Source organism: Pedococcus sp. P2_E5 (assembly GCF_056403895.1).
Genome location: NZ_JBFUEP010000002.1, coordinates 101190 through 118728, shown reverse-complemented (window position 1 = coordinate 118728; position 17539 = coordinate 101190). Strand labels below are relative to the sequence as shown.

Sequence of the window (17539 nt, the reverse complement as noted above, 5' to 3'; positions counted from 1 at the left end):
TGCCCTCCCTCCGAACTACCACGTGACCCCTTCCCAGGGGATCCGCCACCTGCACTAGGACCCAGTCGCCGGACCGTCAGTCCAGGTCGTAGTCGACGATCACGGCAGCATGGTCGGACCAGCGCTGGTCGTAGGCCGCGGCGCGGCCGACCGTGGCGCTCACCGCGCGGTCCGCGAGTGGCCGGCTGGCCAGCTGGTAGTCGATCCGCCAGCCCGAGTCGTTGTCGAACGCCTTCCCGCGCCAGGACCACCAGGTGTACGGCCCCGGTCCGGGCCCATGGGCGGCACGATGCACGTCGACCCACTCACCCGCGGCGAACCACGTGTCGAAGCGAGCCCGCTCCTCGGGCAGGAAGCCCGACTTGCGCAGGTTGCCCTTCCAGTTCCTGAGGTCGTCCTCACGGTGCGCGACGTTGAGGTCGCCGGTGACCACGGCCATCGCGCCGCACGTCGTCCAGGCATCGAGCCGCGCGCCGATGGCGTCCAGGAACCGGAGCTTCTCCTCCTGCCGGGGGGTTCCGGCGCCCCCGGTGTGCACGTACGTCGACGCGACGGTCACCGTTCCCGTCGGCGTCGCCAGGTCGACCTCGACCCAGCGACCCGCGCCGTCGAACTCCTGCGCGCCGACGCCCACCTGCGCCCTGACCTGCGGGGCCCGGCTCACGACGGCCACGCCTGCCCGCCCCTTGGCCTCGGCCTCCGTGTGGGCCACGTGCCACCCGCCGAAACCGCCGAGCTCCAACGCCTCCCGGAGCTGGTCATCGGTCGCGCGCACCTCCTGGAGGCAGAGCACGTCCGGCTGCTGCTCCGCCAGCCACTCCATGCCCCCGCGACGGGCTGCGGCCCGGATACCGTTGACGTTGGCCGAGATCACCCGCATCCGGCCATTGTGCGTGCCACCCCTCAGCGGCCCGCACTAGGGTGCGACGCATGCCCGACGAGTCCACCCAGACGTCCCCCGCGCCCACGACCCCCGCCGAGTCCTCCCCCGTGACCGGGGGCGAGTCGCCCACCGGCAAGCCCAACGCGGAGGCACCGCCCGTGCCGCCGTCGGACGACCTGGTGACCACGCGGCATACCCTCAAGATCGGGCGGCGCACGCTGCGCTACACGGCGACGGCGGGACGCATCGTGCTGCGCGAGGAGGTCTTCGAGGACGGTGTTTTCAAGGGGCACAAGGCCAAGGCCGAGCTGAGCGTCACCTCCTACGTCGTCGACGCTCCCAAGGGCAGCAAGCGCCCCGTCACCTTCGCGTTCAACGGCGGACCGGGCTCGAGCTCGGTGTGGCTGCACCTCGGCCTGCTCGGCCCGCGCCGGGTCGACTCCGGAGACGTGGGCAACCCGACCCCGCCGCCCTACGGCCTGCTGGACAACACCGAGACCCTGCTCGCCGTGTCGGACCTCGTCTTCATCGACCCCGTGTCGACCGGGTACTCGCGCGCCGTCGAGGGGGGCAAGCCCAAGGACTACCACGGCTTCAAGGCCGACATCGAGAGCGTCGGCGAGCTGATCCGGCTCTGGACCACCCGCCACAACCGTTGGCTGTCACCGAAGTTCATCGCCGGCGAGTCCTACGGCACCATCCGGGCCGCCGCCCTGGCCGAGCACCTGCAGACCCGCCACGGCCTCTACGTCAACGGCATCATGCTGATCAGCTCGGTGCTCGACCTCGCGACCGTCGACTTCGAGTTCCGCAACGACCGTGCCCACGTCGACTACCTGCCGACCTACGCCGCCACCGCCCACCACCACGGCAAGCACGGACGCAAGTCGCTCAGGACGGTCCTCGCCGAGGCGGAGGAGTATGCCGCGCGCGACTACCCGTGGGCGCTGTCACGGGGGGCTCGCCTCACCGCCGCGGAGCGCGCCGAGCACGTGAGTCGCCTCGCCGCGCTGATCGGCCTGTCCGAGGAGTACGTCGACCGCGCCAACCTCAGGGTCGAGCACGTGCGCTTCTTCACCGAGCTGCTGCGCGACCGGGGCCTGGCCGTGGGCCGGCTCGACGCGCGGTTCACGGGGCAGCTCGTGCACGGCAACGCCGAGAAGTGGGACGCAGATCCGTCCCACGACGCGATCAGCGGACCGTATGCCGCCGCCTGGAACCACTACGTGCGGGACGAGCTGGGCTACGAGAACGACCTGCCCTACGCGCAGATCTCGGAGCTCGCGTCGACGGAGTGGTCGTTCAAGGAGTTCGAGGGCAAGCCGATTGACGTCAGCTCGCAGCTCGCGAGGGCGATGCGGGGCAACCCCCACCTGAGGGTGCACATCGCCTACGGGTACCACGACGGGGCGACGCCCTACTACGGGGCACAGGACGTCGTGGCCCACCTGGAGATCCCCGAGTCGCTGCGGGCCAACATCGAGCACGCGTACTACGAGGCCGGACACATGATGTACGTCCACGAGCCGAGCCGTCTCCAGCAGTCCCGGGACCTCGCCGCGTTCGTGGTCAGGTCCAGCGGGACGGAGGCCGGCTGAGCAGCGAGTCTCTCAGCGAGGCACACCCGCGGCTGCCGGGCCGCGCTGCTGTGCCGCGGCGTTCGGCCTGCCCCGCCCGAGCCCGCGGGCCGGCTTGCCCGGTCGAGCCGCCTGAGCCGCCTTGACCCCCTCGGCCGCTGCCAGCGCCGCCTCGACCGCCTGGGCCGTCACGACCTCATGGGCTCTCTCGACCGGCACCGGCTGGCGCTCCGGGTCGGCCGGGTGCCGGCCCTCCGGCCCGTCTACGGGCTGGTACTCCGGGCCACGGTCCGGCGTGGCACGGCGCCGACCCTTGACGGGCTTCTCGGTCCCGTAGTAGCCGCCGTAGTACCCGCTGTCCGCCGACTTCGGCTCGACCCGGTTGAGCACGACACCCAAGGTGTGTCCCTGAACCGCGTGCAGGCTCGCCAGCGCTGCCCCGAGCTGGGTGTCGAGGGTTCGGCCCGCCGTCACCACCACCAGGGCTCCGTCCGCTGCAGCGGTGAGCACCGCGCCGTCGGTGACCGGCAGGAGCGGGGGCGCGTCGACGATGACGATGTACCCACTGTCGGCCAGCCAGTCCAACAGCCTGCGCATCGCCTTGGACCCGAGCAGCTCGCTCGGGTTCGGCGGGATCCCCCCGGCCGCGAGGACGGTCAGGTTGGGCAGTGACGCCACGCGCTGCGCCACGTCCGCGAAGTCGACCCGGCCGATGAGGACGTCGGTGAGCCCGGCACCCTCGACGAGGCCGAAGGACTCGGCGACCACCGGCCGACGCAGGTCGCCGTCGATGAGCACGACGCGCCGGTCCGACATCGACAGCGCCGCGGCGAGGTTGGCCGCGATGGTCGACTTGCCGTCACCGGGCAGCGGACTGGTCACGACGATCACGCGAGGCGGGTTGTCGATGTCCATGAACTGCAGGTTCGTGCGCAGCTTGAGGAAGGCTTCCGCGGCGTGCACCGGGTCCTTCACCCTGGAGTGCCCGACGACCAGGGGGACGAGCGCTCCGCGCTTGCGGACCATGGCCGGACTGGCCGGGATCGTGGCCGCGACGGTGACCCCGAAGTCCCGCTCGATGTCCTCGGCCCGGCGGAGCTTGCGGTCCAGCTGGCTGCGCGCCACGGCATACGCGACGCCGAGGAGGAAACCGCCCACGAACCCGAGGCCGACGTTCCTGGGCGTGTTCGGCGACACGGGTGCGGAGGGCAGCGCAGCAGACTCGATCGGCACGATCCGCAGGGCCTGGGCAGAGGACCCGGAGGGGTTCTCGACCTGGTCCACCTGCTTCGCGAGGGCCTGCACCCACGCGTCCGCCAGCTGCTGGGCCGAGACGGGGGTGGCGGCGCGGGCGCTGATCTTGATCAGGACCGTGTCGAGGGGTTGTGACACCGACACGGCACCGATGAGCGTGGCGGGCGCGACGTCGAGGCCGAGGTCGCTGATCACCGTCTGGGCCGTGGCCCGTGACTGCGCGAGGTCGACGTAGGACGCCGCACGCGACTTGGCCAGGCTGTCGCCGACGGACGCCTCGCCGGCCGAGTTCGTGGTGCCTGCGCTGACGAAGCCGCTGGCGTCGGCCTGGTACACCTTGGGCTGGACCAGGCTGACCCCGGCAGCGACGGCCACGCCGAGCAGCAGGAAGGCCGCGACGCCGCGCCAGTAGGCCCGCAGCACCCTGAGGTAGTCGGTCAGTTCCACGGCTGCTCCAGTGGTGTGGGGTCGACGCGCGCGGCCACACCGGTGCGGTTGCCCTGTGCGCTGGTGCGGACTGCTCTACTGTGCGGCCTGTGACCGCAGCAGAACTGGCGACCTCCAGCCGCAGCGCCGTCGTGGACGCCTTCGGTGTGCACGTCGAGGTGCGCGTGCGTGGCGACCGGGCCGCCGAGGTCCTGGACCGGCTGCCCCGGCTCTGGGAGTTCTGCGCCGCTCCGACCGGCGCGACCGGCGACGTCACGACCGACGTGGTCTTCGACAGCGACCCGGCCGCGTGGGTTGCCGCGGACGCGAGCGGCGCGGTGTCCCGCCTCGAGCTCGAGGACCTGCTGCAGGTCCTCACCCAGCGGATCACCTTGTCCGCCATCGATGCCCGGGCCGGCGAGTGCCTCATGCTGCACGCAGCCTGCCTCGCCGACCCGCTGACCGGCGCTGCCGCAGCGTTCGTGGCTCGGGGCGGCACCGGCAAGACGACGCTGGTGAGCACCCTGGGCCCGGGTCGCTGGTACGTCACCGACGAGACGACCGTGGTGCTCGACGACCGCACGGTCGTCCCCTATCCCAAGCCCCTGTCGGTCCGCCGCATGCCGGACAGCCTCTTCAAGAACGAGACCCCGCCGAGTGCCATCGGGCTCGTGGCACCCACTCGCCGCGTGCAGCTCGCGGCGCTCTGCCTGCTCGAGCGTGATCCGACCCACGAGGGCGAGCCCACCGTCGAGACGTTGCCCACCCTCGACGCCCTGGTCGCCCTGGTGCCCCAGACGTCGCACCTGCCCGAGATGGCACGACCACTGCAGCGCCTGGCGGCGCTGTGCGAGTCGCTCGGTGGTGTGCATCGGATCACCTATCGGGAATCGGCCGACGTGGCCGGGTTGGTGGACAAGCTGTTGGACGACGCGGTGCTGGACGAAGCGGTGGTGGACGAGCTGGTGGTGGACGAGATCGTGGGTGGGGCGTCGTGAGAGCGCGCTACCTGCCGGCCCTGGACCGGGTGGACCGGGACGGTGAGGCCGTCGTGCTGGTCGGACGGGAAGTGGTGCGCCTCTCGGCCCTGGCCACGACGCTGCTCGACTCGTGCCTCGACTGGACCCCGGCCTCGGAGCTCGTCGACGTGCTGCTCGCGACCTTCGGCCCGGCGCCCGACGGTGTCGATGCCGTGGTGTCCACCGACGTGGCACTCAGGACACTGGCGGCCCAGGGGCTCGTCGAACTTGACTGACACCGTGTGGCACCGCCAACCCGACGTCGCCGTGGTCGAGTCACCGGGCCGGGTCGTCGTGCTCGACCTGACCACCCCCCAGACCGCCCGACCCTTCGTCATGGAGGGTTCTGCCCACGCCATCTGGCAGGCCCTGGACCACGAGCCGACGACCGCGCAGGTCGTCGACCGCGTCGCGGCTGACTTCGGCATCCCTGCTGCCGAAGTCGAGCCAGACGTGGTCACGTTCCTGGCCGAGCTGGAGTCACGAGGGCTGGTGTCGCGCGTTCCGCCTGACCGCTCCATGACGACCGGCTGAGCTCAGGCGGTGACTTGGACGATCTGGACCGAGCCGCCGCCGGTCCGGTAGCTGATCGTGTACGTCGCGGTCCCGGCGTTGCCCGAGTACGTGTACGAGAAGCTCACCGGCACGCTGCCCCCCACCGGCACGGTCACCGTGGTCGGCACACCGGTCGTGGTCCCGGTCGTGGCGCTGGACGTCACCGAGAGCACCTCGACGGACCCGGCGCCGGTCCCGGTGTTGGTCAGCGTCATCGTGAAGTTGATCTTCTTCGTGCCGAACTGGTTGGCCGGCTCCTTGTCCGCCACGACGGTGGCGTTCACCACCGGCGCGTCACCGGACGCGGCCGCGGCCGGCGCAGCCGTCGCCAGCACGATCACGGGCACCGACCACGCTGCCCCGAGCGCGACCGTGCGACGCTTGACCAACGGCGTGCCGCTGTCCTTGACGATCCCCTGCTGATCCATCGAAACCCCGCTTCCGGGCCCCTGCGGACCCGTTTGATGTGTGGGCTGAACGTAAAGGACGGGGATGGGTTTCACCAGCATTTGGTAAAGAAATGAAAAGTCAATGACATCGTTTGTCCGGCTATGTCCTCATTCATTCGACGTATCCGGCGACCATGAACTAGTCCTTTTGGGTGATGGACGAGGGCTGTCAACCAGCCTCGCGGGCGGACGGCGGCCCCCTGCGTCGTCGCACCATCGCGCCCTGCCTCCGCGCACACCAGTACGGGTGTCGCGCGTGTGCAAAACGCGCCGGGTGCGGCAGAGTGGTCCCGGCACGGGCCAGCGGTGGCCCACCGGTCGCCACCCACCTGCAGCACTAGGGGAGTCACATGCGCACACCGGCACTGACCTCACGCCTCGGCGCGGAGGCACTGGGCACCTTCTGGCTCGTCTTCGGCGGCTGCGGGAGCGCCATCTTCTCGGCGAAGTACCTCGCCCCCAACGTCGTGGCGGGTCAAGGCGTCCAGCTCGGCATCGGCTTCCTGGGTGTCGCCCTCGCCTTCGGCCTCACCGTCCTCACGATGGCGTATGCCGTGGGGCACGTGTCCGGGGCGCACTTCAACCCCGCGGTGACCATCGGTGTCGCCGTGGCCAAGCGCTTCCCGTGGAAGGACGTGCCGGGCTACGTCGGCTCGCAGGTCGTCGGCGGACTTGCGGCCGGTCTGGCCCTGTGGGGTATCGCCCGCGGTGTCTCCGGGTTCGACGCCACCGGCAACCTCGCCGCGAACGGCTACGGCGACCACTCCCCCGGCGGTTACACCCTCGTCGCCGTGCTGTGCGCCGAGGCGATCCTGACCGCCTTCTTCCTCTACGTCATCCTGGGTGTCACCGACGACCGCGCACCGACGGGCTTCGCCCCCATCGCCATCGGCCTGGCGCTCACGCTCATCCACCTGATCTCGATCCCGATCAGCAACACCTCGGTGAACCCTGCGCGCTCGACGGCAGTCGCCTTCTTCAACGGCAACGGCGCGCCGGCCCAGCTGTGGGCCTTCTGGCTGGCCCCCATCGTCGGTGCGGCGATCGCGGGCGCCACCTACCACCTGGTGACCGGCGTGGACCGTCGGGACGAGGACATCACGGGAGTGGTCGACCCGGAGGACCTCAAGCCCACCACCTGACGGGCCGCCCCCTGACGGGCCACCCCGTGAGGGCACGCCACCCTGTCCGCCACCTGAGCGGTTGCGCGAGTATCTTGATATCAAGATACTGTGGTCGGGGTCGAGGGACGACAGCGTCGAGGGCCGATAGCCTGAACGTCGTCTCCGGACCGCTTCGACATCCAGACCACCTCAGGAGAGAGTCGCCTCCATGGCCAAGATCATCTACACCCTGACCGACGAGGCGCCCATGCTGGCGACCTACTCCTTCCTCCCCGTGATCGAGGCGTTCGCCGGGACTGCAGGGGTCGACGTGGAGACGCGGGACATCTCCCTTTCCGGGCGCATCATCGCGGCGTTCGACGACGTGCTCCCCGAGGACCAGCGGATCGGCGACGCCCTCGCCGAGCTGGGCGAGCTGGCCACGACGCCAGAGGCGAACATCATCAAGCTGCCGAACATCTCGGCCTCGGTGCCGCAGCTCAAGGCTGCTGTCGCCGAGCTCCAGGCCCAGGGTTACGCGCTGCCGGACTACCCCGACGAGGCCACCACCGACGAGCAGCGCGACGCGCGTGCCCGCTACGACAGCGTCAAGGGCAGCGCGGTGAACCCCGTTCTGCGCGAAGGCAACTCCGACCGCCGGGCGCCGTCCGCGGTGAAGAACTACGCCCGCAAGCACCCTCACTCGATGGGCGCCTGGAGCCCTGACTCCACGACGAACGTGGCGACGATGGGGGCAGACGACTTCCGCTCCAACGAGCAGTCCGTGGTCCTCCCGTCGGACGACACCCTCACCATCCAGCTCGTCACGGACGACGGCACGACGGTCCTCAAGGGAGGGCTCACGGTCCTCGCGGGCGAGGTCGTCGACTCCACGGTCATGCGCGCCGCAGCACTCGACTCCTTCCTCACCGAACAGATCGCCCGGGCCAAGGCCGAGGACGTGCTGTTCTCGGTCCACCTCAAGGCCACGATGATGAAGGTCTCCGACCCGATCATCTTCGGCCACGTGGTGCGCGCGTTCCTGCCCGACGTCTTCGCGACCTACGGCGCGGACCTCGCGGCGGCCGGGCTGTCGGCCAACAACGGTCTCGGCTCGATCATCGACGGGCTGGGCGCCCTGGGTGACAAGGGTGCCGAGATCAAGGCCGCGATCGTCCAGGGCCTCGCCGAGGGTCCTCGACTGGCCATGGTCAACTCCGACAAGGGGATCACCAACCTGCACGTGCCCAGCGACGTCATCGTCGACGCGTCGATGCCCGCGATGATCCGCACGTCCGGCCACATGTGGGGCCCCGACGGCGGCGAGGCCGACACCCTCGCCGTCATCCCCGACAGCTCGTATGCCGGCGTGTACCAGGCCGTCATCGACGACTGCCGCGCGCACGGCGCCTACGACCCGACCACGATGGGCTCGGTGCCCAACGTCGGACTGATGGCCCAGAAGGCCGAGGAGTACGGCAGCCACGACAAGACCTTCGAGATCGCCGAGGCCGGCACGGTCCAGGTCGTCAACGCCACCGGCGACGTGCTCATGGAGCACGAGGTCGCGCCGGGCGACATCTGGCGCGCGTGCCAGACCAAGGACGCGCCCATCCGGGACTGGGTCAAGCTGGCCGTCACCCGCGCGCGCGCCTCCAGGACCCCCGCGGTCTTCTGGCTCGACGAGACCCGCGCCCACGACCGCAACCTGATCGCCAAGGTCACCACCTACCTCGCCGACCACGACACCGAGGGTCTCGACCTGCAGATCCTCAACCCGGTCGAGGCGGCCACGCTGTCGGTCGAGCGGATCCGCAAGGGCGAGGACACCATCTCGGTCACCGGCAACGTGCTTCGCGACTACAACACCGACCTGTTCCCGATCCTCGAGCTCGGCACCAGCGCCAAGATGCTGTCGGTCGTGCCACTCATGAACGGTGGCGGCCTCTTTGAGACCGGCGCCGGCGGGTCGGCTCCCAAGCACGTCCAGCAGCTGGTCCAGGAGAACTACCTGCGCTGGGACAGCCTCGGCGAGTTCCTGGCCCTCGCCGAGAGCCTGCGCCACATGGCGACGAGCACCGACAACGCCCGCGCCGAGGTGCTCGGCGAGACCCTCGACCGGGCGACCGAGCGGCTGCTCAACGAGAACAAGGGCCCGGCCCGCAAGGTCGGTCAGATCGACAACCGCGGCAGCCACTTCTACCTGGCGCTCTACTGGGCCCACGAGCTGGCCACCCAGACCCAGGACGCCGAGCTCGCCGCCTCCTTCGCGGCCGTTGCGCAGACCCTCGCCGCCAACGAGGCAAAGATCAACGACGAGCTCCTGGGCGTTCAGGGACACCCCGCCGACATCGGGGGCTACTACCGCCCCGACGAGGCCAGGACCGCCGCCGTCATGCGTCCCTCCGCGACCTTCAACGAGGCCCTCGCCAGCCTGTCCTGACCCGGAATGGGAGGAAGCGCCCCGGGGTTGCACCGGACATGAGCGACTGGAATGACGGTGTCATTGCGGAGTTCCGTGCCAAAGAGGGAAAGGTCGGCGGCTACTTCAAGGGGGCGCCGATGATCCTGCTCCACCACATCGGCGCCCGCAGTGGCACGGTGCGGGTGACACCGCTGGTCTACTTCCCGCAGGACGACGGCTCGATGCTCGTCGTGGCGTCCAAGGGCGGCGCACCGACCAACCCGGACTGGTACCACAACCTCCTCGCCAACCCGCGGTTCGAGGTGGAGGTCGGCACCCGTACCTTCTCCGTCGATGCGGAGGAGCTCGGCCCGGACGAGCGTGCCGAGCACTGGCCGCTCATCGTGGCCGCACGACCCGGCTTCGGCGCCTACGAGACGAAGACGAGCCGGGTCATGCCGGTGCTGCGGCTGCGCCCGGTCGCCTGACCGAGGGGAGCCGGCACCCGGCCGTGACCGACGACGCGGGGGCGCTCCTCGGCTTAGGCCTCGTCGCCTCTCAGGGTCATCTTGAACCCAACGTGTGAGGCAGTGAACCCCAACCGCTCGTAGAACCGGTGCGCGTCGGTGCGTCGCGTGTCGGTCGTGAGCTGCACGAGGGCGCAGCCGCGCCGGGCCGCCTCGGCCACCGCCCACCGGACCATCTGCTCCCCGAGTCGCTGACCGCGGTGGCTGTCCGCGACCCGCACCGCTTCGACCTGCCCGCGCAGCGCGCCGCCGCGCGACAGCCCGGGGATGAAGCTCACCTGCATCGTGCCCACCACGACGCCGTCGTCGTCGAGGACGACGAGCAGCTGCGCCGGGTCCGCGTCGATCACCGCAAAGGCCCGCAGGTATGCCGTGAGGTCGCCCACGTTCTCGCGCGTCGCCCCGAGCTGGTCGTCGGCGATCAGGCCGACAACAGCGGCCACGTCCGAGGCTGTGGCCCGTCGCAGCACGACCTGGCGGTCGCCCGCCTCGAGGGTCGCGAGAGCTGGGAGCGAACCGTCGTCGGGCACGGCGGCATACCTGTCGGGTGATGGGCGGCCGCCCTCGAACCAGGTGTTTCCGCGGAAGGCGACTGCGCGCTCGAGGCGCACCCGCGAGCGCTCCATCATCACCGGGAGGTCGTCGAGCGCGAACCAGCCGACCTCCAGCGACTCGTCGTCGTTGACCCTGGCGTGACCCGACACGTGTGTCGCGGTGAAACAGAGGTCGAGGTACTGGGCGCGGTCGCCGTTCGGGTACTCCTGTGGCGGGAGGGTCCACACGCCGGTCAGGTCGTCGATGGTGGCCACCACCCCCGTCTCCTCCTCGATCTCGCGACGCAGCCCCTCGGCGGGCTGTTCACCCGGTTCGAGGATGCCGCTGACGAGGGCCCACTGGCCGTTGTCGACGCGGCGGGCGAGGAGCACCTCCCCCTGCGAGTTGCGCACCACCGCAGTGACGCCCGTCAGGAAGAGGGGGTGGGTGCCGACCCGTTCACGCAGGGCCAGGACGAAGTCGGGAGTCGGCATGAGACGACCCTAACCACCCGGCTGCGTGCCGCCGGCAGCCTGCTAGCGTCGACGACAGTCACCCCACCAGAGACGCGAAGGGTCCCACCGTGAGCACTGCCCCCGTCAAGGTCGCCGTCACCGGCGCCGCCGGCCAGATCGGCTACAGCCTCCTCTTCCGGATCGCGAGCGGATCGCTCTTCGGCCCGGACACTCCCGTCGAGCTGCGACTGCTCGAGATCACCCCGGCGCTCAAGGCGCTCGAGGGTGTCGTCATGGAGCTCGACGACTGCGCGTTCCCGACGCTGGCCAAGGTAGAGATCGGCGACAACGCCGAGAAGGTCTTCGACGGCGTCAACCACGCGTTGCTCGTCGGCGCCCGTCCGCGCGGTCCGGGCATGGAGCGCGGCGACCTGCTCGAGGCCAACGGCGGCATCTTCGCCCCCCAGGGCAAGGCGCTGAACTCCGTTGCGGCAGATGACGTCCGCGTGACGGTGACCGGCAACCCGGCCAACACGAACGCCCTCATCGCCATGAGCAACGCGCCCGACATCCCGCAGGAGCGGTTCTCGGCGCTGACCCGCCTGGACCACAACCGCGCGATCAGCCAGCTGGCTGCCAAGACCGGTGCCGCCGTCACCGACATCACCCACATGACCATCTGGGGCAACCACTCGGCCACGCAGTACCCCGACCTCTTCCACGCCGAGGTGGGGGGACGCAACGCCGCCGAGCTGGTCAACGACGAGGCGTGGCTGGCCGACACCTACATCCCCACCGTCGCCAAGCGCGGCGCGGCGATCATCGACGCCCGGGGCGCCTCGTCGGCGGCCTCCGCGGCGTCGGCCACGGTCGACCACGCCCGCGACTGGGCGCTCGGCACCGCGGCCGGCGACTGGGTCTCGATGTCGGTCCGCTCCGACGGCTCCTACGGCGTCCCCGAGGGCCTCATCTCCTCCTTCCCCGTCACCACGAGCAACGGCGACTGGCAGATCGTCCAGGGCCTGGAGATCAACGACTTCTCCCGCGCCCGCATCGACGCCTCCGTCAAGGAGCTCGAGGAGGAGCGCGAAGCGGTCCGCGGACTGGGCCTGCTCGGCTGACCCACCCAGGCGGCATACGTCGAAGCGGTCGTCCCCATGGGGGCGGCCGCTTCCGCGTTCTCCCCGGGGTCAGCCGCGGGGGCGCAGGTCGAGCACCGAGGTGATGACGGCCAGGGCGAGGCCGAGCGCGGCCATCGTGACGACGTCCACTCCCCGCGAGCGCACCGCGAGGCCACCGCTGCGGGCGGTGGGGAGCACCAGGCGCAGCAGCGCCGCCAGACCGAGGCCTGCCGCGATCGTGTAGCCGGCGAGCAGCACCTTGTCGAAGGTGAAGAACACGACGCCCAGCACCAGGACCGGGGCGGCGACCCACCACCAGCCCAGGCGCGGCGCGGTCATCCGCGTCAGGCCGAGGTCTCGGCGAGCTGACGCTCGGCGGCTGCCACGATGTTGGACAGCAGCATGGCGCGCGTCATCGGCCCGACGCCCCCGGGGTTCGGGCTGACCCAGCCGGCCACCTCCGCCACGTCGTCGGCGACGTCTCCGGCGACCTTGGACCTGCCGTCCTCGGCGATGATGCGGCTGACGCCGACGTCGAGGACGGCGGCTCCGGGCTTGACCATGTCGGCCGTGATGAGTCCGGGCTGGCCGGCTGCGGCGACGACGATGTCTGCCTGGCGGACCTCGGAGGCGAGGTCGCGGGTCCCGGTGTGGCACAGGACGACGGTGGCGTTCTCGCTGCGTCGGGTGAGCATCAGGCCGAGCGGCCGACCGACGGTGATCCCGCGCCCGACCAGCGCCACCCGCGCGCCGGCGATCGGCACGTCGAACCTGCGCAGCAGCTCGATGCAGCCGGCAGGGGTGCAGGGCAGCGGGGCCGGCTTGCCCAGCACGAGCCAGCCCAGGTTCGTGGGGTGCAGCCCGTCGACGTCCTTGGTCGGGTCGACCCGGGACAGCAGGGCGAACTCGTCGAGCCCCGTCGGCTGCTGCACGAGGAACCCCGTGCATCCCGGGTCGGCGTTGAGCTCGTCGATGACGGCCTCGACCTCGGCCTGGGTGGCGCTGGCGGGCAGGTCGCGACGGATGCTGGTGAGCCCGATCTCGGCGCAGTCCTGGTGCTTGGCGTTGACGTACCACCGGCTGCCGGGGTCATCACCCACGAGCACGGTGCCGAGGCCGGGCACGACGCCGTGCTCGCGCAGCACGTCGACGCGTCCGCGGAGCTCGTCCTTGATGGTCGCCAGGACCGCTTTGCCGTCGAGGATGCGTGCCGTCACGAGCCCGTATCCTGCCACGCCCCGGTCCATCGGGTTTCGGCAGTGCCAGTGGCGCGCGGCGGGGCGGCGCGGGTCAGCCCGGTCCCACGGCAGCGGCCAGCGCCGCGATCGCCTGCGTGAAGCACTCGGCCGGTGGCGTCACCAGCCCGGCACCGACCTGGCCGGTCCCCGCCACGCGACCGGCCATGCCGGTGTTGATCTGGGGCAGGATCCCGGTGCGGGCGACGGCGGCGACATCGATCCCGGTGGGCGTCCCGCGGAACTCCAGGATGGGCACCTGGTATGCCGTGTGCTCGCCGACGGTGATCTCGTACATCGTGCGCGTGGCCCGGAGGGCGAGGGGGACGTCGCCACCGACGAAGCGGACGATGGCCGGGGCGGCTGCCATCGCGAAACCGCCGATGCCCGCGGTCTCGGTGATCGCCGAGTCGCCGATGTCGGGGTTGGCGTCGTCCGGCCCGTAGGAGCCCAGGAACAGGCCCTCGGGGGTGTTGGCCGGGCCGGTGAACCACTGGGCGCCGGTGCCGGCGGTCCGGATGCCGAAGTCGGTCCCGTTGCGGGCCATCGTGGTGACGACCGTGGAGCCGGGGATCCCTTCCGCCGCCAGCGTCGACAGCTTGCAGGCCGGCATACCCAGGTTGAGGAAGAAGTGCTCGTTGGCGCCCGAGAACCGCACCGCCTCGGCGATGTCGGTCGACGACCCGTCGGCCACGATGAGCGAGGGCAGCAGCTCGCGCAGGAGCATCAGCGAACCGGCGCGGTTGCGGTTGTGGCCCTCGTCGCCCATCTGGAGCATCTGGGCGATGATCGACTTGACGTCGATCGGTCCGGCGGCGCGGATCGCCTGCTGCAGCAAGGGCCCCAGCACGGAGTTCATCCAGTGCAGCCGGTCGATGACCTCGGGGCCGAAGGCGCCGTAGCGCAGGACCTTGCCCAGTCCCTCGTTGAGCGAGCACCAGGACGTGTGGTCGTGGACCTCGTCGCGCAGCTCGTAGACCCACATCGAGGGTGAGATCACTCCGGCCATCGGTCCCACGGCGTCGCGGTGGTGGCACGGCTCGAGCTCGACGTCGCCGCGCGCCAGGGCGGCCTCCGCTGCCTCGGCGGTGTCGGCCATCCCCTCGAAGAGCATGGCTCCGATGAGGGCGCCCTTGAGCGGTCCGGAGGCCCGTGCCCACTCGATGGGCGGCCCGGCGTGCAGGAACGTGCCGCGCTCGAGCCCCAGCGCCTCGTGGGCCGGACGCACGTCGACGAAATCTGCGCCGGCCGCGGTCATCCGCTCCAGGGCAAGGGCGTTCGCAGCGACGCGGCGCGAGTCGCCCAGGACGGTGCCCAGGTGCGCGGCGGTCCCGTCGAGGGGCGGCTGCCAGTCCGTCTCGGTCACGACGACCGCCTGGTCGCGCAGGGCGTCGGCGAACATCGACGCGCCGGCCGTGGCGAGCACCGGGTCCGCGCCCAGCAGCCCGTGCAGTGGCGTGGTCATCGGGATCCTCCCGCGTGGTCGGTGCCGGACAGGAGCGACAACGCCGTCCTGGTGGCTTCGGCGTTGGACAGGTGGACCGATGCCCCGGCCGCGGACAAGGTCGCCGCAGTCGCGCTGACGTCCTGGGGATCGCGTCGGGTGCCGGTGAGCGAGACCACGACCGGCAGGTCGCGCCCGCCGGCCCGCGCAGCCTCCCGAGCCCCCCGAATGGCTTCAGCCAGCTCGGGCCCCGGGTCGGGGTGGGCGCCGTGACCGAGGACGAGGTCGAGCAGGAGCACTCCGCACTGGGGGTCACCTCCCTCGGCCGCTATCCGTTCCAGCCGCRGGGTCGGGTCGATCATGGGGTGGGCCCTGCCGCGGGTCAGCCCGTCGTCGCCGAAGTCGATCACGACGTGGTCGTCGGCCCGCAGCCCCGCGTCGAGCGCCAGGTCGGGGGCGAGCGGGATGTTGGACCGTATGCCGCCCAGCTCCTGGGAGGCAACGAGCATGGCTTCATCCGCCAGCGTGCCTCCACAGAACAGCCCCCGCAGGAAGCGGTCCCGCCGCGTGCCGTCCGACTCTGAAGGATCGTGCCGGTCCTGGCGCCCACGATCCTTCAGAGTCGCGGGGACGGGGAGGGAGTCCCAGTGCGGCCAGGTGGGCACGTCGCGGCCCGAGTCACGCAGGAAGGCCTCGACGGCCGCCGTGAGGTCGGGGCGGCCCGCGCCCAACGTGGCCCAGTGGACGGGCTTGCCGAGCCCCGCGGCATACCCCTCGAGGTCGGCGAGCACCTCGGCAGCCGGCGGCTTGGAGACGACGAGGATCGACTCGGTGGTCTCGTCGGCGGCGAGCGCCGCGAGAGCCTGTCTGGTGGAGCGCCCGCCCACGGCCGCCGAGAGGTCTCGCCCGCCCACGCCGAGACAGTGGCTCACCCCCACACCGGCGGCATCGAGCAACGCCATCACCTGCTGGGCGCCCGTGCCTGACGCCGCCACGATGCCGACCGGTCCCCTCTCGACGACGTTGGCGAAGCCGAGCGCGACCCCCCCGACGACGGCCGTCCCGCAGTCCGGACCCATGACGAGCACGTCGCGGGCGGCCGCGGCGTCCTTGAGCCGCACCTCGTCCTCGACCGGGACGTTGTCGGAGAAGAGCATCACCGAGACGCCGCGGTCGATGGCGTCGAAGGCCTCGACCGTGGCGTACTGACCGGGCACCGAGACCAGCGCGAGGTTGGCCCCTCCGACGGCGACGGCCCGTCCGAGCGTGCGGGGCGCCGGTGCCTCGCCGAAGCCTCCGGACCTGGAGCCGGCCGACTTGAGGGCAGCCAGCGCGGTGTCGAGGGCGGCCAACCCGCTCGCGACGCCCTCATCGTCGTCGGCCCGGATCGCGACCACGAGGTCGTTGGGCTGCGCGCCGTCGGGCACCGAGAAGCCCATGCCGCCGATGACCGCGAGGTTGAGCTCGGTGGCCATGGCGACCTGCGCGGCGGCCACGCCCGGCGCCCCCGCAACCTGCCGGGAGACCTGCATCAGGCTGACCGAGTCGTAGTAGGCCCCGCCGCGCAGTTCGAGGTGGTCGGTCACGGGAGGCTCCTGTGGGTCATGGCCGGTCGTGGGCAGTGGTCGGGCAGGTCCGGGCCACCAAGGGAGTCGAGCGCGTCCAGCGCGTCGAGCGCGTCGAGGCACCCGGCGAGCCCGCCGAGCAGGTCCGCACCCGAGGAGTGCCCGATGGTGAGCACCGCCTGGACGGCCGCGTCGACCTCGGTGGGGTCCCCGGGGTCCCCGTGGTCGACGGGGTCGGTGGACCCGGTGCCCGCGAGAGCCTCGGTGAGGCGCACGACAGGGGCCACGGCATACCCCTGTGCTGCCTCGGTGAGCAGCGCGGCGGACAGGCTCGTGGTGGTCGTGAGCCGCGGGAGCACCGCCTGCCACAACCGATCCACCAGGGTGTCCGAGACGTGGGGGTGCAGGCGCAGGCCGAGCAGGATCCCGCAGAGGACGTCGTCGCCGCTGGGGGTGAGTCCGGGCCCCGTCCCCACGAGGGCGTGCACCCCTGCCGTGAGGGTGTCCCGGTCGTCGGTCACCAGCGCGTCGGTCAGCCTGTGGGAGGGGGCGCGCCAGCCCAGGGGAAGAGACGCGAAGGGGTCGGCGAGCAGGCCCGAGGAGACCAGCGCGGTCTGGACCTGGTGCGGGCGCCAGGTGCGGACCGCACGGATCGTGAGGCCCGGCAGCAGCACGTCGCCGCCACCGACGACGACGTCGTCACCCGGCTGTACCCCCCATCCGACGGTGGGCAACGGCGTGGCCACGGCCAGGGCCGTCGGCAGGCGCAGGCCGTCAGGCGTCACGACCGGGAGGACCCGCGCGTGACCACCGACCTGCAGGTACAGCGCCGTGGGAAACGTGCCGAGGACCTTCGCCCAGCGGGCCGGCCCGTGGACCAGCCCGGCAGCGCGTTCGGACACCGCTGCCGGCCAGAGCGGCTCGGACGCTGTCACAGACGCTGTCACGGACGACCTCCGGTGGCGAACGGTTCCTCGGGGTTTCCTCG

At 71.4% G+C, this 17539-nt stretch carries 17 protein-coding genes; 8 read left to right on the top strand and 9 right to left on the bottom strand.

All coding sequences use genetic code 11. The annotated features are described in order from the left end of the window. Positions 1-76: 76 nt before the first annotated feature. Complete coding sequence (locus AC1DVZ_RS01325; protein ID WP_477616379.1) at positions 77-880, bottom strand: exodeoxyribonuclease III; 804 nt, start codon at positions 878-880, stop codon at positions 77-79. 50 nt (positions 881-930) lie between these two features. Between AC1DVZ_RS01325 and AC1DVZ_RS01320 the strand changes: the two genes are divergently transcribed. Continuing rightward, positions 931-2481, top strand: coding sequence for a S10 family peptidase (locus AC1DVZ_RS01320; RefSeq protein ID WP_477616378.1), 1551 nt, complete (start codon positions 931-933; stop codon positions 2479-2481). Between the two features lie 12 nt (positions 2482-2493). On the opposite strand, the gene AC1DVZ_RS01315 is transcribed toward AC1DVZ_RS01320, so the two are convergent. Further along, positions 2494-4161 carry a tyrosine-protein kinase domain-containing protein gene (locus AC1DVZ_RS01315; RefSeq protein ID WP_477616377.1) on the bottom strand — a complete coding sequence of 556 codons (1668 nt, stop codon included), beginning with the start codon at positions 4159-4161 and terminating at the stop codon, positions 2494-2496. 89 nt (positions 4162-4250) lie between these two features. On the opposite strand from AC1DVZ_RS01315, the gene AC1DVZ_RS01310 reads away from it, so the two are divergent. From AC1DVZ_RS01310 to AC1DVZ_RS01300, 3 genes are read left to right on the top strand one after another with little or no spacing between them, the layout of a single operon-like run. Further along, a complete protein-coding gene (locus AC1DVZ_RS01310) occupies positions 4251-5138 on the top strand; it encodes a hypothetical protein (protein ID WP_477616376.1) in 888 nt (295 codons plus the stop codon). Continuing rightward, the gene (locus AC1DVZ_RS01305) at positions 5135-5395 is read left to right on the top strand and encodes a hypothetical protein (protein ID WP_477616375.1); all 261 of its coding nucleotides are present in this window, start codon (positions 5135-5137) and stop codon (positions 5393-5395) included. The genes AC1DVZ_RS01310 and AC1DVZ_RS01305 overlap by 4 nt, the downstream gene beginning before the upstream one ends. After that, positions 5388-5693, top strand: a complete 306-nt coding sequence (locus AC1DVZ_RS01300; protein ID WP_477616374.1) for a PqqD family protein — start codon at positions 5388-5390, stop codon at positions 5691-5693. The genes AC1DVZ_RS01305 and AC1DVZ_RS01300 overlap by 8 nt, the downstream gene beginning before the upstream one ends. Before the next feature lie 2 nt (positions 5694-5695). Here the strand turns inward: AC1DVZ_RS01300 and AC1DVZ_RS01295 are convergent, their stop codons facing one another. Beyond that, complete coding sequence (locus AC1DVZ_RS01295) at positions 5696-6142, bottom strand: hypothetical protein (RefSeq protein ID WP_477616373.1); 447 nt, start codon at positions 6140-6142, stop codon at positions 5696-5698. Between the two features lie 371 nt (positions 6143-6513). On the opposite strand from AC1DVZ_RS01295, the gene aqpZ reads away from it, so the two are divergent. From aqpZ to AC1DVZ_RS01280, 3 genes are all read left to right on the top strand, one after another. Then, positions 6514-7305: an aquaporin Z gene (aqpZ, locus tag AC1DVZ_RS01290; RefSeq protein ID WP_477616372.1), complete on the top strand. Its 792-nt coding sequence runs from the start codon at positions 6514-6516 to the stop codon at positions 7303-7305. A gap of 190 nt (positions 7306-7495) precedes the next feature. Further along, positions 7496-9709, top strand: a complete 2214-nt coding sequence (locus AC1DVZ_RS01285; RefSeq protein WP_477616371.1) for an NADP-dependent isocitrate dehydrogenase — start codon at positions 7496-7498, stop codon at positions 9707-9709. A gap of 38 nt (positions 9710-9747) precedes the next feature. After that, positions 9748-10158 carry a nitroreductase family deazaflavin-dependent oxidoreductase gene (locus AC1DVZ_RS01280; RefSeq protein ID WP_477616370.1) on the top strand — a complete coding sequence of 137 codons (411 nt, stop codon included), beginning with the start codon at positions 9748-9750 and terminating at the stop codon, positions 10156-10158. A gap of 53 nt (positions 10159-10211) precedes the next feature. On the opposite strand, the gene AC1DVZ_RS01275 is transcribed toward AC1DVZ_RS01280, so the two are convergent. Next, the gene (locus AC1DVZ_RS01275) at positions 10212-11225 is read right to left on the bottom strand and encodes a GNAT family N-acetyltransferase (protein WP_477616369.1); all 1014 of its coding nucleotides are present in this window, start codon (positions 11223-11225) and stop codon (positions 10212-10214) included. Positions 11226-11314: 89 nt separating this feature from the next. Between AC1DVZ_RS01275 and AC1DVZ_RS01270 the strand changes: the two genes are divergently transcribed. Then, positions 11315-12307 carry a malate dehydrogenase gene (locus AC1DVZ_RS01270; protein WP_477616368.1) on the top strand — a complete coding sequence of 331 codons (993 nt, stop codon included), beginning with the start codon at positions 11315-11317 and terminating at the stop codon, positions 12305-12307. A 69-nt stretch (positions 12308-12376) separates the two neighbouring features. Here the strand turns inward: AC1DVZ_RS01270 and AC1DVZ_RS01265 are convergent, their stop codons facing one another. From AC1DVZ_RS01265 to AC1DVZ_RS01245, 5 genes are all read right to left on the bottom strand, one after another. After that, positions 12377-12646: a DUF3017 domain-containing protein gene (locus tag AC1DVZ_RS01265; protein WP_477616367.1), complete on the bottom strand. Its 270-nt coding sequence runs from the start codon at positions 12644-12646 to the stop codon at positions 12377-12379. A gap of 5 nt (positions 12647-12651) precedes the next feature. After that, entirely contained in the window at positions 12652-13524 is an 873-nt protein-coding gene (locus AC1DVZ_RS01260; RefSeq protein ID WP_477616366.1) for a bifunctional methylenetetrahydrofolate dehydrogenase/methenyltetrahydrofolate cyclohydrolase, read from the bottom strand. Positions 13525-13597: 73 nt separating this feature from the next. Then, positions 13598-15007, bottom strand: a complete 1410-nt coding sequence (locus AC1DVZ_RS01255) for a YlbE family protein (protein ID WP_477616365.1) — start codon at positions 15005-15007, stop codon at positions 13598-13600. Next, positions 15004-16572 carry an FdrA family protein gene (locus tag AC1DVZ_RS01250; protein WP_477616364.1) on the bottom strand — a complete coding sequence of 523 codons (1569 nt, stop codon included), beginning with the start codon at positions 16570-16572 and terminating at the stop codon, positions 15004-15006. The genes AC1DVZ_RS01255 and AC1DVZ_RS01250 overlap by 4 nt, the downstream gene beginning before the upstream one ends. Further along, positions 16569-17498: an oxamate carbamoyltransferase subunit AllH family protein gene (locus AC1DVZ_RS01245; protein ID WP_477616363.1), complete on the bottom strand. Its 930-nt coding sequence runs from the start codon at positions 17496-17498 to the stop codon at positions 16569-16571. The genes AC1DVZ_RS01250 and AC1DVZ_RS01245 overlap by 4 nt, the downstream gene beginning before the upstream one ends. Positions 17499-17539: the final 41 nt, after the last annotated feature.